Source organism: Gordonia sp. w5E2 (assembly GCF_036540975.1).
GTDB classification, from domain to species: Bacteria; Actinomycetota; Actinomycetes; order Mycobacteriales; family Mycobacteriaceae; genus Gordonia; species Gordonia jacobaea.
The window spans coordinates 4153428-4172509 of sequence record NZ_CP144213.1; the positions used below are offsets into that span (position 1 = coordinate 4153428).

18 protein-coding genes are annotated in these 19082 nt (G+C 63.6%); 9 read left to right on the forward strand and 9 right to left on the reverse strand.

Annotated features, from left to right (window positions below):
• The first annotated feature begins 8 nt into the window (after nucleotides 1–8).
• Nucleotides 9–488, forward strand: coding sequence for a nitroreductase family deazaflavin-dependent oxidoreductase (locus tag RND64_RS18750; protein WP_049699904.1), 480 nt, complete (start codon nucleotides 9–11; stop codon nucleotides 486–488).
• Nucleotide 489: 1 nt separating this feature from the next.
• Here the strand turns inward: RND64_RS18750 and RND64_RS18755 are convergent, their stop codons facing one another.
• A complete protein-coding gene (locus RND64_RS18755; protein ID WP_049699905.1) occupies nucleotides 490–1119 on the reverse strand; it encodes a TetR/AcrR family transcriptional regulator in 630 nt (209 codons plus the stop codon).
• Nucleotides 1120–1256: 137 nt separating this feature from the next.
• Here RND64_RS18755 and RND64_RS18760 point away from each other — a divergent pair, with 137 nt between their 5' ends.
• Nucleotides 1257–2528, forward strand: coding sequence for a cytochrome P450 (locus RND64_RS18760; protein WP_049699906.1), 1272 nt, complete (start codon nucleotides 1257–1259; stop codon nucleotides 2526–2528).
• Nucleotides 2529–2625: 97 nt separating this feature from the next.
• Nucleotides 2626–3438, forward strand: coding sequence for a glycosyltransferase (locus RND64_RS18765; protein ID WP_049699907.1), 813 nt, complete (start codon nucleotides 2626–2628; stop codon nucleotides 3436–3438).
• Here the strand turns inward: RND64_RS18765 and RND64_RS18770 are convergent.
• From RND64_RS18770 to RND64_RS18785, 4 genes are all read right to left on the reverse strand, one after another.
• Nucleotides 3390–4754, reverse strand: a complete 1365-nt coding sequence (locus RND64_RS18770) for a condensation protein (RefSeq protein WP_049699908.1) — start codon at nucleotides 4752–4754, stop codon at nucleotides 3390–3392. The genes RND64_RS18765 and RND64_RS18770 overlap by 49 nt on opposite strands.
• Complete coding sequence (locus tag RND64_RS18775; protein ID WP_049699909.1) at nucleotides 4751–6208, reverse strand: condensation domain-containing protein; 1458 nt, start codon at nucleotides 6206–6208, stop codon at nucleotides 4751–4753. The genes RND64_RS18770 and RND64_RS18775 overlap by 4 nt, the downstream gene beginning before the upstream one ends.
• On the reverse strand, nucleotides 6205–7680 hold the full coding sequence (locus RND64_RS18780) for a condensation domain-containing protein (protein ID WP_049699910.1): 1476 nt from the start codon (nucleotides 7678–7680) through the stop codon (nucleotides 6205–6207). Before RND64_RS18780 ends, RND64_RS18775 begins: the two co-directional genes overlap by 4 nt.
• Before the next feature lie 89 nt (nucleotides 7681–7769).
• Complete coding sequence (locus tag RND64_RS18785) at nucleotides 7770–8594, reverse strand: alpha/beta hydrolase (protein ID WP_414652019.1); 825 nt, start codon at nucleotides 8592–8594, stop codon at nucleotides 7770–7772.
• Nucleotides 8595–9015: 421 nt separating this feature from the next.
• Between RND64_RS18785 and RND64_RS18790 the strand changes: the two genes are divergently transcribed.
• The 4 genes from RND64_RS18790 to RND64_RS18805 are packed head-to-tail and all read left to right on the forward strand — an operon-like array spanning nucleotide 9016 to nucleotide 13542.
• Nucleotides 9016–9972 carry an ATP-binding cassette domain-containing protein gene (locus tag RND64_RS18790; protein ID WP_082937838.1) on the forward strand — a complete coding sequence of 319 codons (957 nt, stop codon included), beginning with the start codon at nucleotides 9016–9018 and terminating at the stop codon, nucleotides 9970–9972.
• Nucleotides 9969–10841: an ABC transporter permease gene (locus tag RND64_RS18795; RefSeq protein ID WP_082937839.1), complete on the forward strand. Its 873-nt coding sequence runs from the start codon at nucleotides 9969–9971 to the stop codon at nucleotides 10839–10841. The genes RND64_RS18790 and RND64_RS18795 overlap by 4 nt, the downstream gene beginning before the upstream one ends.
• Nucleotides 10838–12241, forward strand: a complete 1404-nt coding sequence (locus RND64_RS18800; protein ID WP_049699911.1) for a hypothetical protein — start codon at nucleotides 10838–10840, stop codon at nucleotides 12239–12241. The genes RND64_RS18795 and RND64_RS18800 overlap by 4 nt, the downstream gene beginning before the upstream one ends.
• Nucleotides 12232–13542, forward strand: a complete 1311-nt coding sequence (locus tag RND64_RS18805; RefSeq protein ID WP_083444423.1) for a glycosyltransferase — start codon at nucleotides 12232–12234, stop codon at nucleotides 13540–13542. Before RND64_RS18800 ends, RND64_RS18805 begins: the two co-directional genes overlap by 10 nt.
• On the opposite strand, the gene fadD8 is transcribed toward RND64_RS18805, so the two are convergent.
• Entirely contained in the window at nucleotides 13505–15142 is a 1638-nt protein-coding gene (gene fadD8 / locus RND64_RS18810) for a fatty-acid--CoA ligase FadD8 (RefSeq protein WP_049699912.1), read from the reverse strand. The genes RND64_RS18805 and fadD8 overlap by 38 nt on opposite strands.
• A gap of 150 nt (nucleotides 15143–15292) precedes the next feature.
• Here fadD8 and RND64_RS18815 point away from each other — a divergent pair, with 150 nt between their 5' ends.
• Complete coding sequence (locus tag RND64_RS18815) at nucleotides 15293–15949, forward strand: GNAT family N-acetyltransferase (protein ID WP_049699913.1); 657 nt, start codon at nucleotides 15293–15295, stop codon at nucleotides 15947–15949.
• A 75-nt stretch (nucleotides 15950–16024) separates the two neighbouring features.
• Here RND64_RS18815 and RND64_RS18820 read toward each other — a convergent pair whose 3' ends face one another.
• From RND64_RS18820 to RND64_RS18830, 3 genes are read right to left on the reverse strand one after another with little or no spacing between them, the layout of a single operon-like run.
• A complete protein-coding gene (locus RND64_RS18820; protein WP_049699914.1) occupies nucleotides 16025–16420 on the reverse strand; it encodes a hypothetical protein in 396 nt (131 codons plus the stop codon).
• The gene (locus tag RND64_RS18825) at nucleotides 16417–17325 is read right to left on the reverse strand and encodes an SDR family oxidoreductase (RefSeq protein ID WP_200903275.1); all 909 of its coding nucleotides are present in this window, start codon (nucleotides 17323–17325) and stop codon (nucleotides 16417–16419) included. Before RND64_RS18825 ends, RND64_RS18820 begins: the two co-directional genes overlap by 4 nt.
• 49 nt (nucleotides 17326–17374) lie before the next feature.
• On the reverse strand, nucleotides 17375–18184 hold the full coding sequence (locus tag RND64_RS18830) for an SDR family oxidoreductase (RefSeq protein ID WP_049699915.1): 810 nt from the start codon (nucleotides 18182–18184) through the stop codon (nucleotides 17375–17377).
• Between the two features lie 127 nt (nucleotides 18185–18311).
• On the opposite strand from RND64_RS18830, the gene RND64_RS18835 reads away from it, so the two are divergent.
• Nucleotides 18312–19082 (forward strand): enoyl-CoA hydratase family protein, encoded by a 771-nt coding sequence (locus tag RND64_RS18835; RefSeq protein ID WP_049699916.1) that lies wholly within the window; start codon nucleotides 18312–18314, stop codon nucleotides 19080–19082.

Consider the following 19082-nt stretch of genomic DNA (forward strand, 5'->3'; position numbering starts at 1 on the left):
GAGAGCGCATGAAGGCCGAAAACCGTCCCACACAACTCGATTCACCGATCGTGTCGAAAGCGATCAAGCTCGGCTCACGCCTCAACACCGCACTGTACAAACGCAGCGGAGGTCGGCTCGGCCGCACATGGCGGGTCGGCGCGGCGATGCGCAACCCCGTCGACGTATGTCTGCTGACCACGATCGGCCGCAAGTCCGGCCAACCGCGCACCGTGCCGCTCCTCTATCTGAGCGACGGCGACACGATCGTCGTCGTCGCCTCGCAGGGCGGATTACCGTCGAACCCGGCATGGTACCTCAACCTGCGCAGCAACCCCGACGTGTCGATCCAGATCGGTTCGCAGACAGGCGAATACACGGCACATACGGCGAACGAACGGGAGCGCGAACGACTCTGGCCTCGCCTGGTGGAGCTGTACGCCGACTTCGACACCTATAAGGCGTGGACCGAGCGCACCATCCCGGCGGTGATCTGCACACCACGCTGAGTCAGATGCGATCACCCGGCACGGCTGCGCCCGTCGGCAACGCGCGGATCGCCGCACCCGCCCACGCATCGAGGAATGCACGACGCTGCGCACCCGAACGTGCCGTACTGTGGTCGATCATCATGGACTGCAGTGTGCGCAAGACGATTTCGACGATGATATCCATCTCGGCCGGCCCGTATCCGCGTGCAGCCCAGTCGACATCCATGCGCTCGACCATCGAACGTGCGAATGTCTGACCGGCCTCCGACGTCACCCCCTCCACCGCGAACAGACTCACATTGTCTGCCGCGAACAGAAGGCCGACGTAGCGGTCGTCGGGCAGCTCTTGAAGTACGACGTCGATCCCCTCGACGACCGCGGCGTCGGGCTCACGAATACCGCTGATTCGTAGCGCGATTCGCTCGAGAAATGCACCGACGGCGTCGAGAGCGGTTGCCCGGAGCAGCGCCTCAGCGCTGGGGAAGTATCGATACACCGTCTGGCGAGTGACCCCGAGAGTGCGCGCGACGTCGCTGATTGTCGTCGCAACACCGTGTTCGTCGATCGCCGACCGCGCGGCCGCAAGAATGCGCGCCGTGGCCTCCGCGTCGTCGACCGGGACACTTCCGGCCCAGCCGTGCGTACGCATCCTTCGCGACCACCTCCCGGCACCGATTTCCCAGTACCTATGTCCCGGCACCCACTTCCCAGTACCGACCTCTACCAGCGCAGACCGTATCACGGGAAAACGACCATACACATGGAATCAAACTGTATGGTGAAGCCATGACAGCCATCACCACCGATGCGGCTTGCCCATTCGGCAAGGGTTTCGACTTCACCGATCCCGATGTGCTCGAATCCGGGCTACCGAAAACCGAATTCGCTCACCTGCGCCAGACCGCGCCCGTCTGGTGGAACGAACAGCCACTCGGCACCTCGGGTTTCACGGACGGCGGCTACTGGGTGATCTCACGACACAGAGACGTGCGCGAGATCTCGAAGAACAACCAGGTGTGGTCGACGAATGCCAACGGCGCCATCATCCGACTCCCCGACTACGTCACCCCCGACCAGATCGAGTTCACCAAGGCGCTCCTCGTCAACCACGATCCACCGGAGCACACTCGTCTGCGCAAGATCGTGTCGCGACTGTTCACACCGAAGGCTGTTGGGTCACTGGAGGAGAATCTCGCAACGTCGGCGCGCCAGATCGTCGAATCGGCCGCAGCCAAGGAGTCGGGAAACTTCGTCGACGACGTGGCCATCCACCTTCCCCTGCAGGCGATTCTGGATCTCATCGGTGTCCCGACAGCCGACCGTCCGCGTATTCACGAGCTCGTCGACGCGATCATCAACAGCGACGATCCCGACCACACGATCGACCCTGCGATGGCCAATGCCGAGCTCCTCGGCTACGCCTATTCGATGGCCGAGGAGCGTCGGCGTAACCCCACCGACGACATCGTCACCACTCTGATAGAGGCCGACATCGACGGAGAGTCGTTGTCCGACATCGAGTTCGGGTTCTTCGTCATCCTGCTGATCACCGCAGGAAATGAGACGACCCGCAATGCGACCAGCCACGGTATGAACGCCTTCATGTCTCACCCCGAGCAGTGGGAGCTGTTCAAGTCGCAGCGCCCGAAGACCGCGATCGACGAGGTGCTGCGCTGGTCGACCCCGGTCAACGCCTTCCAGCGGACGGCCAAGGTGGACACCAGCATCGAGGGCGTCGACATCGCCGCGGGACAACGGGTCGGAATCTTCTACGGTTCGGCAAACTACGATGAGGACGTCTTCGACGACCCGTTCACGTTCAACATCCTCCGAGATCCCAACCCACATCTCGCTTTCGGCGGTAGCGGCGCCCACTTCTGCATCGGCGCCAACCTCGCGCGCCTCGAACTCTCCCTGATCCTCAACGCTGTCGCCGACGTACTCCCCGACATCGAGCGGATCGGAGAGCTGCGTCGTGTGCGATCAGGCTGGCTCAACGGCGTCAAAGACCTGCCCGTTCGCTACGGCGCAACCGGGGGCTGCCCGGTCGCGCACTGAGCAGTCTCCGCGTCTCTGGATTGCCCACTACCCCGACGTCGCTTTACTCACATCACATTCACGTGCAAGACAGTCACCATCCCGGTTGAATGGCAGCATGGCGAACGAAAGCACTGAGTTGGCGGCCCCGCGAGTCGCTGTCGTGGTCCCCGCCTACAACGAGGTCGACTACATCGGAGACACGATCCGCGCGCTGCAACAGCAAACTTTTCGCGATACTGCCGCCCACGATGCGCGCGCGCCATTCCGCATCATCGTGGTGGACAACAACAGTACCGACGGGACCGGTGATCTCGTTCGCGAGCTCGCGTCCCACTCGGCTGTCCCCATCGATGTGCTCACCGAAGTCGAGAAGGGCACGGGTAGTGCCGCAGACTCGGGCTTTCGTTACGCAATCGACGCCGGAGCCGAGTTCATCGCTCGCACCGACGCCGACACGCTCCCCGCGCCGGACTGGCTGACACAGATCGTCGCCCCACTGCTCGATGGCAAGAGCCTCGCGGGAGGTCGAGTGCGGGCCCGCAGTTCCGACGGAGCGCGTGCGATCGCGTTCAACCTGATCGGCACGACGTGGCGCCTCGGACACCTCATCACCTGGTTGCGCACACGATCTCAGCCGGCGCACCTACGAAAGAGTTTCCTGGTTGTCGGAAACAATCTGGCGGTCACCGCTAATACCTACTGTGCGGCAGGTGGATTCCCGCGAACGAAGATCGACGATGTCGATGAGGACGCGGTCCTACAGCAGCGCGTCACCGCACAGGCGGGAGCCGATTCCGTAGCGCTCGCACCGCATGCCGTTGTCTACACATCTCTTCGCCGACTGCAGGCCTACGGCACTCGGGGTTACCTCGATTGGTATCAATCCAAGAACGCCGGCGACGGCGACGTGCCCACAGATGTTCGCTGATCAACAAGGCGCTCGCTGATCTCCCTGACCGCAGCACCGGTGAGCTCCAGTACATCGCCGACCACGGACTCCGCCGCCGCTGTAGCGGGGTACCGAACCCTGACATGGATGCCATCGTCGTCGCGCCACAGCCACCACTGCACGTTGTCGGTCGCGTGGTCGCCCGATAACTGCTGCACTGCAACATCTTTCGACGGTCGACGTTGACGGGTGTAATCGACGTACGAAACCATGAAGACATCGCCGCGTGTGCTGCGCAGTCTGCTGCCGAATGTCTGATAGACCGCCGTCAGTCCGACGCTCGCGAGAGGTAGAGCTTCGGCGAGTCGATCTGCGTTGAGCGGCAACAGTTCGACGAGGTCCCCCTCGCCGCGGACACGCAGCGGGATGTTGGCAACCACCCAGGCAACGATCGACTCGGATGTCTGGAGCCCCGACGGGACGATCAGCGCGGTATCGGCCGGACCACCAGCCAGACGGATTGCGCGCCCGATGCACGTCAACAGCGCCGAGAACGTTCTCGCGCCACGCGTGTGTACAGCCGAGCTGAAGTGCTGCGCCTCAGACCTACCGAGGAGGGTGCTCACCCGTGTTCTCATCGGCGCTCGCCGTCCGGGTTCCAGCCCCAGGTCGAGGGGAAAAGCTGGTATCTCCCAGTCCGATTCGTCGAGGAATCGGAACCAACCGGCGAGTCGTGGATCGTCGGGGGCCACGTCGCCGCTGAACGTATGCGCGCGCACGGCGGCCAACCCCGAGCCGGCACTCGACAATGCACGGCCGGCAACCACGTCAGAGATGTCGGCTGCGAGCACCGTCAATGATCGCGCGTCGACGTAGAAGTGATCGAACGCGCAGATCACAGTGGTGGTATCAGGACGGAGCACCGCCCCGAAAAAGTGCGAAAGCGGCTCGGTTGGGTTGCATGCCAGAGCGATTCGCTCGAGCACCAGCTTCGTCATGCCCGCGTCTGAGGCGTCGGTCGGAGCCTGGGAGTCAACACTGACGCCGATCGACGACAAGGGGACTTCGCGCCGACTGAGGTCATGGCCATCCGCTACAACATAGGTTCGCAGGACATCATGCCGCGACAGCAACACCTCGGGAAGCCGTGCCAGCAGCCCGCGCTCAACCGGATAGGGAAAGTCGAGAACCAGTGTCAGCGAACCCGGATGCCCCGCTCGATGAGAATCAACGTGAAATCGTTCGTTCTCCGACAGTCCGGTATCAGAAGGCAGATCGTCTCCGATGAGATCGGCATGAAAGACGGAGAGTTGACCCGAGCTCAGTGAATAATCCTGTGTACCAGTTAGTTTCATTGCCTCACCCGGGTACCCGCGATCGCGGTGACCGCGGAGTCTGCAGATTCCAGGAGCGCTCTGAGCTGTGCCGCAACTGTGTCGAGATAGCGATTGATGTTCGCGCGAGCGACATCGTTGTCGGGAATTTGAGATTCGACGACCAATCCGTCAACCATCCGACTCAGCCACAAGTTGGAGTTCTTGGTTTTGCCGATACCAGGGAACCCCACAGTGGTTCCGACAGTGGGGTCGTCGATTCCCGGCAGCCGACGGTGATCGATGTAGGTCACCATCTGAGGAGAACCGGCCATCTGTGGAAGCTCGCCGGACCGCGCAAGGACCTGCAGAACCGCTCCGATGGGGGCGGCCGCAGCGTTCTTGGCCCGCTTCACCGCGACGGATGCCGTGCGCGCCAACTCAATCGGGTCAGCTCCGGGTTCAACGTCGAAGTACACCGGTGCGAAGTTGCATGCCCAGCCCTGAGTGAACTCGAACTCAGGCCCGCGAGTTGCCAGCGCAGTCGTCGTGAAGAAGCGCTTCTCCCCTGTGCACAGGTACTGCGCAGATGCCAACGCGGAGAACAGGCATCCAGCAATGGTGACCCAGCTCGACGAAGCACTGACGATGTCGAGCGCATCGGCTTCGTCTGCTGTGAGCAGATCCCGACGGCAGCGCACAGCAGGCGCGGGAGCGTCGTCGTCGAGTCCGAGTGGAACCGGCGAATCGGGAAGAGATCCCTTGATGGCCAGCGCTTCTCGCCACGCCTTGACGCCGATGTCATCGGCACGCACACGCGCAGCGCGACGATGCTCATCGGCGACGTAGCTGTCGAATGATGCCACATCGGTCAGCTTGACCGACGTTCCCGAGGTCTCCGCCCGATACAGTGCGTTGATCTCGTCCATCGCCAGCCATAACGAATAGCCGTCCCCGTGCACGTGATCGGCGCCGAGGTAGAACGTGAATCCACCATCGCCGTCGAACGCTCCGAAGTGCATCGACTGCGGGGAATCGAACGCGGTCGCAACGGAGATGCGATTCGCGAGGTAGTCACCCGCATCCGCCGCGTCGACTCTCCGACTCCGGCCCAGCGGCCACTGCGCCACCATCTCGATGTGGGTCTGCGGTATGACGTACCGTTCGACGCCCACCTCGCCCAGCGTGTAGTAGCTCCGCAGTTCGTCGTGCCGTCGTACGAAGGCCGTCAGCGCTGCGGCCATCGCAGCCGGGTCCAGCGGGGTATCGAATCTGGCAACAGCGCCCACGACGGAACGGTGCTCGTCGCCGCGGGCTCGCGCCGCGGTCGAAGTGACCACGTGCTCGGTCTGCAGAAACGTTGCACCACCGGTCACACGTGCGGCCTGCAACGCCGCATCAGGTGAACACAGCGACCACTCGATGGGCGTGCCACCAGGAAACTGCCTACGCAGCAGCGGTTCTGGCGTCGCAGCCGCGCCGAATACCACCGTCATGCCGTGATGTCCGCCGACGCTTGCGACGTCATCTCGCGCGCAAACATGTAGTCATGGTCACCAGCGTCGACGATCGTGCGCAGAACCTCCGCGAACACCGAGAGGAAAGCTTCGACCTCGCGCCTACGCTCCCCCGACGGATAGCGCGTCGAGATGTTGATCCCGTCGGGAATCCGGTTGATCCACAGGTACACCTCGTCGACTTCCCGGGTGGCACTGCGCAACACTCGCGCGTTTCGACGATCCCATTCCGCAGCTCCCTGCGCCCGCCGCAGATCGATATAGGACACGACGAATCCCGGAGGCGTCACGTCGCCTCCGATCAGATCAGCGATCGGGGCGAACGGTGCGGTACCCACGTTCTTGTACCGCGACACCGACTCGGCGACACGCGGCAGAGCCTGAGAGAAGGTCTGCGCATCAGATGGATCGAGGTGCACGGGAACGAGACCGACGAACCACCCGACTGCCTCGCCCCACTCGGGTCCCGTGCGCGTGTGTACAGGGCTGACAAATCGCATTTCGCCAGTTCCGGCGAGCGCCGCACTCGCGATCGACATCGCAGTGTAGATACCCGTGGTCACCGAGCCACCTGCTGCCTTGCAGATGTCGTTGAATCGAGCGGCCTCCGCGCTGTCGAGAAGGTCCTGCGAAAGACTCACTTGCATACCGGAATCCGGCTCGCGGGGAGGCACTACCGCGTCGACGCCACCGGCGACACAACGAGGGAAGCGGGGCATCGCATGTGGCTGGACGGACGTGGGTGACTCGTTGAAGAACTGCCGCCAGGCGACGACGGCAGAGTTGTTCGCATCGATCTGTTCACCCAGATGCCGCTCCGCATCGCTGAAGTCCAGGTAGCTGCCGTACTCGGCGAGCCCATGGTGCTCATCGTTGATCTCCGCGCGATAGAGGGCGCTGAGCTCATTGATCGCGAAAACCTGTGTGTAGGCGTCCATCACGGTGTGGTCAGCACCGAAGACGACGAGGAATCTGTCGTCACGGTCATCGGGTTCCAGAGTCACGACGACGCAGTGCGGCCAGGTCAACGGGTTGACCGTGGTATCGAAGAAGTCCTGAATCCTCTGGCGGGCCGCGTCGGGCGACGCCGCCACACCCATCGAAAGCCCGGAAACTCCGACGGCCTCCGGCTCGATGGTCATCCGCACCAGATCGTCCTCAGGAGTCCCGCCGAGCTGGACTGCGGAACGGAGCGCCTCGTGGCGGGCGAACCACTGCCTGATAGTCGCGGCGAACGCATCGCGGTCGAACCGCTCCTCGATGGTGAAGGCCGTTCCGATCCAGTGTCCGTGCCATTCGTCACCGAGTTCGGCAGCGCGTCGAGCGTGCTCGAGGTGCATGTATGAGAGCCGACGAGAATCGGCACACCATGAATCCGGGTCGGCAGTAGCTTCCCACGCGGTGATCGCGCCAGTGGGAACCTGATAGTCAGCGAGCTCTGTGTATTCCATCGGCATCCTTTTCAGTCACCCGTGCACGGGTACACGTGAATACCCCGGGTATCGAGGAGGGTTTGCAGCCATTGTTAACAGAATGGAATTCAGCTGTTCATCCCATGCTCAAGAATGGGCCAGCTCTCACGCTGCTGGTCTCGCCAGTAAGGCCATGCGTGAGTTCCAGGATCAACGTAACGAATTGTCGCCCCAATATGCTGCGCCGTCAATCGGGACTCCAATTGTTGGGTGCACCAGAGGGAACCCGTTTCGATTGCTCCGCCAATGACCTGCCGATCAATGGGGTCGGAATTGTCCGGATATCCGGGTTGGTCATACGTGCCCGCCCGCCCTGTTCCAGTGGATATATAGAGCGTGGTGCCACGGAGGTTGTGCGAGAGCGACAGTACGTCGTGGGCCGCCCAGCCCGGACTACCGGGAGGCCCCCACATGTTATTTGCGTCACCCCCGAAGGCTGCGACGATCGCCCGTGGATAAGCCTCGCCTGCGACGCCTGTGGTGCTGTAGCAACCGCTGTAGGCACCAACCGCCCTGTAGAAACCCGGGTTCCTCGCCGCGAGCACCAACCCCGCTCCCGCGCCCATCGAGATCCCCGCGATCCCTCGTCGTCCGTTGCCGTCGAACGCGGCGTCGATAAGGGGCGGCAGCTCCTTCACAAGGAAGGTTTCCCACTGGTAGCGGCCTAGTTTCGGGTCGTCGCGCTGCCAATCGGTGTAGAAGCTTCCGTTGCCCGCCAACGGCATGACAACGTTCACATTCTTGTTCGCGTAGAAGTTTCGGGCGTCGGTCTTGCGTAGCCACATGCTGTTGGTCGGGTCCTCTTCACCGAGACCACTCAGCAGGTACAGCGATGGCCTGGTTCCCGAAGGGTTACGGGGCGTGATCACCTGCACCTTGATCGTCTTGCGCATGGCAACCGAGTAGACGTAGACCGCCGTTACACCCTGCCCCTCTGCGACTGTTCGCTGTATCGTCGGACGTAGGGGTTCTGCTCGTGCAACCCCAACTCCCAGCGACGCCGCTGCAATCACAGTGATCAGAACTGATACGGCACATTGCCACGCAAAGCGCGGTCTGCGGTTTTGAGCTATGACGATTACCTCCAGATCGCGACGGGGAGTCGCCAAAGAATAGCGACTAAGCGATACCCTCGCACACGGACCGTGTGACCGTAGCGTGCGCTGATCGGCAATTTAAGGGGATAGAGACATATACCACTCGATGCGGATTGTCAGGAATCTCGCAGGGTTCAACTCGCCTCGACACTTTCTCGACGAGCAAATAGCCTGTTGAAGATCTGACGGATGATCCGACGAGGACGGAGGGCACTCGATGGTGATGTTGCCGACGATTGCAATCGAGGCCGACTCGCTCGGTAAGAAATTCGGAAATGTCAATGCAGTTTCAGACATTTCCTTATCGATACCGACGGGATCGGTGTGTGGGTTGTTGGGCGCGAACGGCGCAGGCAAGACCACGACGGTACGTATGCTCGCGACGCTCATCCGGCCGGACTCCGGCTCGGCACGGATCTTCGGCCGTGACGTCGTGAGACAGGCGACCGCCGTGCGTTCGATGATCGCGGTGACCGGTCAGTACGCCTCACTCGACGAGGATCTGACGGCAGAACAAAACCTCGAGCTGTTCGCCACCCTGCGCGGATTCGGCCGACGTGCGGCTCGTTCTCGTGCGCACGAGTTGATCGAACAGTTCGGACTCAGTCACGCCGCCTCGCGCCCCGTGTCGGGTTTCTCCGGCGGCATGCGACGACGACTCGACATCGCCACCTCACTGATCTCCGCTCCGCCGCTGCTCTTCCTCGACGAACCGACGACAGGTCTCGATCCCACCACACGGACTCAGATGTGGGCCGTCGTCCGCGACCTCGTCGATAACGGTACGACGGTGCTACTCACCACCCAATACCTCGACGAGGCAGACAAACTCTCCGACTCAATCGTCTTGATCGACGGCGGGCGGGTGGTGGCCGAAGGTACGGCCAGGTCGCTCAAGGAGCGCATCGGAACGCGCACACTGCACGTTCAACTCGAAGACAGATCCAGAATGCGGGAGGCCGCAGAGATCATGGGGGCAACGTTGTCCGCGGATGTCGTTCAGATTCCTGCCGAGGGCGCGCTCTCGGCGATCACCTCGGAGCCGGGGCGGGCCGCATACGCGGTGTCCCAACTGGAGTCCGCGGGCATCGAGGTCGCCGACTTCTCGTTCCAGCGCCCCACGCTGGACGATGTCTTCTTCGCCATGACAACCCGAGAGTCGGCCCGGACATGAGCAGCACCATCGATCAGACGAAGTCCGGCGTCGCCGATTCGGGAGCAGCGGCGACGGCCGACGCCACCAGTAGCGGAATCGAATGGCCGATCACTCCTGTCGACAGGATTCCCTTCAGCCAGGGGCTGCGCCAGACGTTCGCACTAGCTCGTCGCGGGCTTCTCCGGATGAAGCACTCCCCACAGCAACTGTTCGACGTGATCATCGTGCCCATCGTCTTCACAGTGATGTTTGCCAACATCTTCGGCGGAGCCGTCGCGGGAGGCGTCGACAACTACCTCGTCCTGCTTGTCCCCGGCGTCCTGGTCTCGGTGGCGGTGACCACGTCGGTGGTCACCGGAACGCAGTTACGTGAAGACATCGACAGCGGTGTGTTCGACCGGCTGATCTCCATGCCCATAGCGCGCATCGCGCCACTCGCAGGCTTGCTGACTGCGGATACCCTGCGATACGTCATCGCGAGCGTGATGTCTCTCGTCGTCGGCCTCTGCATGGGCTACCGGCCGGCAAGCGTGATCGGGGTCATCGCAGGCGTCACACTTGTCGTCTACGCAGCGTTCTCGCTGAGCTGGATCTTCGCGTTGCTGGGTGTCCTGCTCCGCAAAGTATCAGCGATACAAGGCATCTCGATGCTCGTGCTGATGCCGATGACGTTCACGTCCAATGCGTTTGTGCCGACCACGACAATGCCCGGTTGGATGCAGGCGATCGCTGACGTCAATCCGGTCTCACACCTCATCTCCGCGTTTCGCGGGCTGGCAAACGAGGGACAGATCACAAGCGACGTCGGATGGACGCTGGTGGGAACCACCGCGATCTTGATTGTCTTTGTCCCACTTACGTTGCGCGCCTACCTCTCGCGGTCATGACGACCACTTCGACGCGCACGACCGGGTCGATACACTCGGCCCTGCCGGTTGAGCGTCTGACCACCGACGACGATCTGTTCGTACGGATGGAACACGCGCTGGGGCTCGGGGTTGTGAATCAATGCGTATGGCAGCTACCCACTCGCCTCGACGAGGACGCATTCTCCCGACTCGGAGAGCGACTCTGCGCGGGTCGCGCATCGAGACTCGTCGCGCGACGGCCACCACCGGCTCGCGATGCGTGGCGGTACACGCCGACCGCCGGGTCGGTCGAATTCTTCACTGAGACGGTGCGTGCCGAGAATATTGCCGCATGGGTCGACGCCCAGGCACAGTTCGCTCTGAACAGCGTGTCGGGCCCCTCCTGGCGACTGAGCGCCGCCCACTCCGACGGCATTGGTACGTACGTCTCATTCACGGCGGCCCACGCGATCGGCGACGGCGCCACGCTGATAACGGCGATCGTCGAAGCATTGTCGGGGACCGCCTACAACACAGACGTAGCCATGCCCGACCTCGTATCCGACCTTTCCGATGGAGCAGGCACTGCGGCGCGGGCAGCTCGCGCGGCGGCTTCCAGTGTCGTCGCGACACTTCGTGACGCATCACCACGAGGATCTGCGCGCCCCCAACCGTCACGCGCACCTTCCCCGAGCCCGGCGCCTACTGGTGCGATAGCGACGACAAGCGCAGGGCGGGCTGCCGGAACCGAAGCAGGCATACCCCCCTCGGTGATCGTGACCGTTGATCGCGAGGAAGCACTTCGGGTTGCCGCAGAACGCAACGGCACGCTGAACTCACTGTTCGTCGGGCTGATGGTCGGAATCGTCGACAAAGCCGGACTGGCATCGTCCGGAGACGTCGTCCCGGTGTCGATTCCGGTGTCACAGCATCGTGAGGACGATCGGCGCGCCAACGCCACGACAGGCGTCACCGCCCACATACGTCTCGACTCCAACCGCTACACCGACCTCAGCGAGATTCGCGACGCGTGCAAGGCGGCATACCGCACGCTCGATGCGCGGCCCGGCTCGATGGCCGCGATGTCCACTGTTGCACAGGCTTTGGGCGACAGGGCCGTGCGTCGACTCGCTGGTGGGATGTCGACGCCCTTATGTGTGGCGTCGAACGTCGGGCGGGTGAACCCTTTGTTTGCGTCATTCGGTACCGACCGCCCCGGAGTCACCGCGATGCGTGCCGTCACCACGGATACCGCCGGATTGGCCGGACACGCCGGCGGTATCAGCGGCTGGTTGTGTACCGGAGATGAGGTGCTGACGCTGGCGGTGAGCTCGCTGAACCCGTCCCGGATCAACGATCGGGATTCGCTCCGCGCACTGATCGCCGCCGAGTTCGCCTCGTGGAAATTGACCGAAACAGATTGGGGCATATGCGAATAGCATTCGTCATGCACGGCAGTCGAGGTGACGTTCAACCTGCGGTCGCGCTCGGAGCCGAACTCAGCCGACGCGGACACAGCGTCGAGTTGGCTGTTCCCGACGACCTGGTCGCTGCGGTGTCACGTTCTGGATTGCCGACGCGCAGCCTGTGTCCGTCGACTTCGGAATTGCTCTCGAGTCCGCTCGTGAAGCGAGACCTCAAGTCGTGGAATCCGTATAAGCGGTTGACCGCGCTCCGCAAGGTCGGATCGCACGGATCGGCGATGTCGGAGAGAGTCATGGGCGAACTCGCCGATACAGCGGATGTCCTCGTCGGCGGACCACTGGCGCAAGAGCGGGCTGCGACAGTCGCAGAGAGCCGAGGCATCGCTTTCGTGCCACTGCATTACTGCCCGATACGTCCCAACCACCAGCTGTCGCCGCTGTACCGGCCATTGCCCACTGCAATCAGCGCCGCCGTATGGCGCACAGCCGACTTCCTCTTCTCACTCACCCAGCGCCCAGGCGACCGCGCCCTGCGCCGTCGTCTGGGTCTCCCGTCGGTATCGGGAACCATAGGCGCGAGGCTTCGGCGGCGGGGGTCACCGGAGATCCAGGCGTACGACGCCGAGCTGTTCCCACTCCTCGAGGACGAGTGGGGAAAACAGCGCCCGTTCACGGGCTTCCTGCTCCCTGACAGTCAGACCCGAGCAAAACTCAACGGACACAACGACGATAGCCAGACCACCAGCATTCTCGACTGGATTCGATCCGGGCCATCCCCCGTCTACGTCGGCTTCGGGAGTATGCACATCCCACCCGAGCGCATCTCGTCGATCGTCGATGCGATCCTGTCGCTACGCCTTCGTGTGATCGCCCATACGCCTCACGCACTGCCAGAACGCGATGGCCTGCTGCACATCACCGACCCTGTCGACCACGAGGTCCTCTTCCCTGCTTGCCGAGCAGCCGTCCACCACGGTGGAGCCGGCACCACTGCCGCCGCTCTGCGAGCTGGAATCCCATCAGTGATCGGTTGGCTCAGCGCAGACCAACCACTCTGGGCGGCCGCTCTTCGCGATCGAGGAGCCGGGATCGGCGCGCCGCTGTCGCGGCTCTCGGACACCGACCTCGAATTGCTTACTGCCAGCGAGCCCTATCGCGCGGCGCAGGCGTTGGCGAGTCGCATCGTCGATCCGGGACAGGCAGTCGACGCCGCATGTGACGTAATCCTGCAGGCAGCGGCAGGCCCGACTCTATACGCAGGCGTGCCGCCTGACGGCTCTAGCCGACGCCACGCTCCGACGACGCCCAGAACTTAGCGCGCAACGCCTTCTTGTCGGGCTTACCGAGACCGGTGAGTGGCAGCGACTCGACGAAGATCACGTCCTTCGGTGATTGCACGGCCCCCTTCCGCTGCTTCACCGCGTCCTGGATCTCTGCCGTGATCCGCTGCCGGTCATCGTCATCGGCCTCGACGTCGCCACGTAATACGACGACGGCGGTCACCGCCTCACCCCACTTCTCGTGCGGCACACCGATCACACCCACCTGACCGACCGACGGATGTTCTGCGACAACGTCTTCCACCTCTCGCGGAAACACATTGAAGCCACCGGTGACGATCATGTCCTTTGTGCGATCGACGATGTACCAGTATCCGTCGGTGTCTTCACGCGCGACGTCGCCGGTGCGCAGCCATCCGTCGCGGAACGTCTCCGCTGTCTGCTCCGGCAACCCCCAGTACCCAGCGGCGAGAAGTGGTCCGGCAACACAGATTTCGCCCGGCTCGCCCGGCGCCACTGGCTTGTCGTCCGGCCCGAGGAGCGCGGTACGCAGAAACGACGACGGTCGCCCACAACTCGACAGCCTGCGCGTGTCTTCGCCCGGCTCGGGGTGCTCATCCTTGGCGAGGTAGCTGATGACCATCGGCGCCTCCGACTGCCCGTAGTACTGCGCGAAGATCGGCCCGAATCGCTCGATGGCCTCGGCCAGCCGCACCGGATTGATCGGCGAGGCACCGTAATACACGGTTTCCAGTGACGAGAGATCGCGGGTGTGTGAGTCCGGATGATCCATCAGGGCGTAGAGCATCGACGGCACGAGCATGGTCGCGCTGATTTTCTCCTCCTCGATGGTCCGCAGCACCTCCGCGGGATCGAACTTGCTCAGCACCACCATCGACCCGTTCTTCATCAGCGTCGGGAGGAAGAACGCCGCGCCTGCGTGCGACAGCGGCGTGCACATCAGAAAGCGCGGCCGCGTTGGCCATTCCCACTCCGACAACTGGATCTGCGTCATCGTCGTCATCGCGCGAACCGTGCCGATGACGCCCTTGGGTTTGCCCGTGGTGCCACCGGTGTAGGTGATCGACATGATGTGGTCCGGCGAGAGCTCTGCCGCGGTGAGCGTCGTAGCGTCGTAACCCGCCGCCTCGGCGACGACGTCGCGACCCACCTCCGACAACTCCTCGGGCACGGGGCCGAGCGTGAAGATCTGCTTGAGTCCGTCGACTCGTTCCATGAGTGCGACTGCGCGCTCGACGAACATCGGCACCGGATCGATGACGAGCGTCGTCACTCCGGCGTCGGACAACACGTACGCGTGATCGTCGAGCGAGCCCAACGGATGCAGTGCGGTGCGTCGCCAACCCTGCGTCTGTCCTGCGCCGATGACGAACAGCACCTCGGGGCGATTGAGTGCGAGCAGACCTACCGACGATCCCGTGCCCGAACCAAGCCCCTCAAAAGCCTGCACGTAGCGGCTGATCTCGTCGGCCATCTGCGCGCCCGTGAGCGTGGTGTCGCCGAGTTCCAGCACGTTGCCCGACGCGTTCTTGGCCAGTGCCGCGACAAGGAGGTCGCCCATATGGGTCGATCCGCGCAAGTGGTCGATTTCGGACTCAGAGATCTCAGATGCCATGCATCTCAGAGTAGGACGTGTTCTAGATTCACGAAAGGTCAACCAGCCGATTGCTGCCTCTAGGTGCGACAATCAAGATTCCGCGGCCGCGATGGAGAACTAGAACCTGTTCCATGTCGTACCGGCCAGTAGCTCACTAGGATCGACAGCATGACTGATGTGGATCTGGCAACCGAACGTCGCGACATCGCCGACGCTCTCCTCACCGCTCTCGACCGACGACATGAGGTGCTCGACGCCATCGTCGACGCCGACGATCACACCCAAGCCGTCTCCGCGATCGCAGAACTCCTCGGCAAATCACAGCTCGGCGCATCGGCAATCCTCGACATGAAGCTCGACCAGTTGACCAAGGACGAACGCCGACGAAATCAGAGCGAACTCGACGACCTGAACCACCAACTGACCTTCACACTCGCCGAGCGTCCCGCGAGCAGTGGAGACACCGTCGTGCTGCGCGCCTTCTCCCCCAGTGACGACGCCGAACTGTTCGCCGAACGCACCCGCGAACTCGGGGTCGCCGGCGACGGCTCGGGACAGCCCGCGCGCGAAATCGACCAGGAGATCGCACAGGCTGCCGGGCGCGTCGACGAAGAAGAGGCGGCCTGGCTGGTCGTCACCGACGGCGCCGACAAGGTGGGTTTCGTATTCGGCGAACTCACCGATGGCGAGGTCGACGTCCGCGTGTGGGTCCACCCCGACTTCCGCAAGCAGGGTTACGCCACCGCCGCGATGCGTAAGGCACGGTCGGAGATGGCCGGCTACTTCCCCGGGGTTCCCATGGTGGTGCGCGCACCGGGCGTCTGACGGACAGCTCGTCTGACATCACCGGGTCTGGCGTCCCCGGATCTGATATCACCGCGTCGGCGCTGAGTGGCCCACTCAGCGTCGACGCGGAAACCCGAAACGCGCGACGATGGTGCGAATCCGGACCTCGTCGTCGATCAGAAACGATTCGCTCACCGGCGCCCACAGGCCGAATGCCTTGGGGGCCACGTGAACTCGATACTTGGTCGACACCGTGTGGCCTTCGACCACCGCCTCGAACCCGCTGACCCGATGAATCAGACGGAATTGCGGGCCGCGTGCCAAGCTGCGGGCGATGTGGTCGCCGCTTCGTCCGGTCTTGATCCCCATCTCCACCCTCGTGCAATCCGGATGAAGGCGAACGCCAGAGGGATCGTGACTCACCAGCGCGTCGACATATGCCCGCGCGGCAGCGATCCGTTGTCCGCCAACGGAATCGCCGTCGTCGTCGGCAGGAGCAATGTCGGTCATCGTGCTCCGTACACGGGCACCGGGGCGGGCGTCTTGGCCAACAGATCGTCGACGACGGGCGTGAGTTCACCCGGTTCCCAGCGGGCGCCCTTGTCGATCGACGCTGTGCGCTGCCAGCCGTCGACGACGGTGATCTTGCCGCCCTCGACCTCGAAGACCCTCCCGGTGACGTTTGCCGACTCGACCGATCCGAGCCACACGACCAGCGCGGAGATGTTCGCGGGGTCCATCGCGTCGAACGAACCGTCATCGGGAGCAGCCATCTGCGCCGCCATCGCCTCACCGGCGCCAAGCGTCATCTGCGTGCGTGCCGACGGTGCGATCGCGTTGACCGTCACGCCGTAGGCACCCAGCTCGGCCGCCGCCTGGATAGTGAGTTCGGCTATGCCTGCTTTCGCCGCCGAATAGTTGCCCTGGCCAACCGATCCGAACAACCCTGCGCCCGACGAGGTGTTGATCACCCGGGCCTGCCGCGTCGACCCCGCTTTGGATTCCGCCCGCCAATACGCTGCAGCGTGGCGTAGCCCGACGAAGTGCCCCTTCAAGTGGACGCGGACGACGGCATCCCACTCGTCCTCCGACATCGCGACGAGCATCCTGTCGCGCACGAATCCCGCGTTGTTGACCAAGATGTCGAGGCCCCCGAACTCCTCGAGTGCGGTCGCCACCATCGCAGCGCCGGCGTCCCAGTCGGCGACGTCGCCGACCGAAGCGACGGCCCGACCGCCGCTCGCGGTGATCTCCTCGACGACCGCTACTGCGGCATCTTCGGCGTAGTCGTTCACCACGACGGACGCACCGTCTGCCGCGAACGCCAGCGCGTGGGCACGTCCGATCCCCTGACCCGCGCCCGTTACGATGGCCACGCGATCCGCGTTCGACCCATGTCCGTTGTCGCTCAACACAATCCCTTCACTAGCATCGACCCATGCAATGTCCTTGATTCCGAGTCACTCACACGGCGTTGCCCGCGTTGGCGGCGTCGAGGAATGCAGGCTTCTCGCCACCGCCGTGGACGGTGAGTGTCGAGCCGGTGATGTAGCCGGCCAGCGGTGAGAGCAGGAAGGCGACGGCATTGCCGACGTCGCGCGGCGTTGCCATCCGCCCCATCGGGATGGTGCGCCCCACCGCCGCGATGCCGTCTGCGTCACCGTAATGCATCTGTGCCAGTTCGGTTTCCACCGGACCGGCCACCACCGAGTTGACCCGAACGCGCGGCGCCCACTCGACGGCCAGCGACGTCGCCGCATTGTCGAGACCGGCTTTTGCCGCGCCATACGCGGACGTGCCCGGCGACGGTCGGTGACCGCTGACACTCGACACGTTGACGATCGCTCCACCCGATTCCTGTTGCTGCATCACCGCATTCGCGGCGCGAGCGACCAGTAGCGGTGCGAGAAGATTCAACTCGACGATCTTGCCCGCAAACGACGACGACGCGTCGGCCGCAAGCGCGAACGGCGATCCGCCGGCATTGTTCACCACGCCATCGAGCGAGCCGTAGGTCTCGACGATCTGCGCAACCATCCCGGCCACCGCAGCTTCGTCGCGCACGTCGCACGCGATGAACTCACCGAGCGCCAACGCGTCGTCGGTCGGGTTGCGCGCGCAGATCACCGGAACCGCACCGAGATCGGCCAACACGTTGGCGATACCCAGGCCGACGCCGCGCGCACCACCGGTGACGAGGACGACCTTCTTCTCCACACCGAGATTCGTCTCCCGTGGCGGGTCGAGACGTGTGACCTGTGACCGCGGACCCATGGGTGCTACCCTACCAAACAACCAAGCATTTGCTTGGTATGTGTTTTCCAGAGTCAGTGGTCATCCGAGTTCACTGCCTTGGTCACGGGGTTCACACACGGGATGCGTCCCGGGAGGAGGGCATGGCGTGCCGATCACCAGTACGCGCTCGGCGAGTGGTGTCACGACCATCACCGTCGACTATCCGCCGGTCAACGCGCTGCCGTCCGCAGCGTGGTTCGAGTTGGCCGACGCGATTCTCGCGGCGGGCGACGATCTCGACACCCACGCGGTGGTGTTGCGGGCGGAAGGTCGGGGATTCAACGCGGGCGTCGACATCAAGGAGATGCAGGCAACCGAGGGGTTCGACGCACTGATCGCCGCCAACCACGGCTGTGCCGCCGCGTTTTCCGCGGTCTACGACTGCAAGGTGCCGGTCATCGTCGCGGTCAACGGGTTCTGCGTCGGGGGCGGAATCGGTCTTGTCGGCAACGCCGACGTGATCGTCGCGTCGGAGGGCGCGGTCTTCGGGTTGCCGGAGGTCGATCGCGGCGCGCTCGGCGCGGCAACGCACCTCGCCCGGCTCGTCCCGCAGCACATGATGCGCACGCTGTACTACACGGCGAGCAACGTCACCGCAGAACAGCTCCTGCACTTCGGGTCCGTCTACAAGGTGGTGCCGGCCGACGAGCTCGACGCGACGGCACTCGACGTCGCCGAGCAGATCGCCGCCAAGGACACGCGGGTCATCCGCGCGGCGAAGTCGGCCATCAACCACATCGACCCCGTCGACGTGAAGGCCAGCTATCGCCTGGAGCAGGGGTACACGTTCGAACTCAATCTGGCAGGCGTTGCCGACGAGCACCGCGACGCATTCGTCGCGACCGGAAAGCCGAAGACCACACAGGGGAGCCGCTGA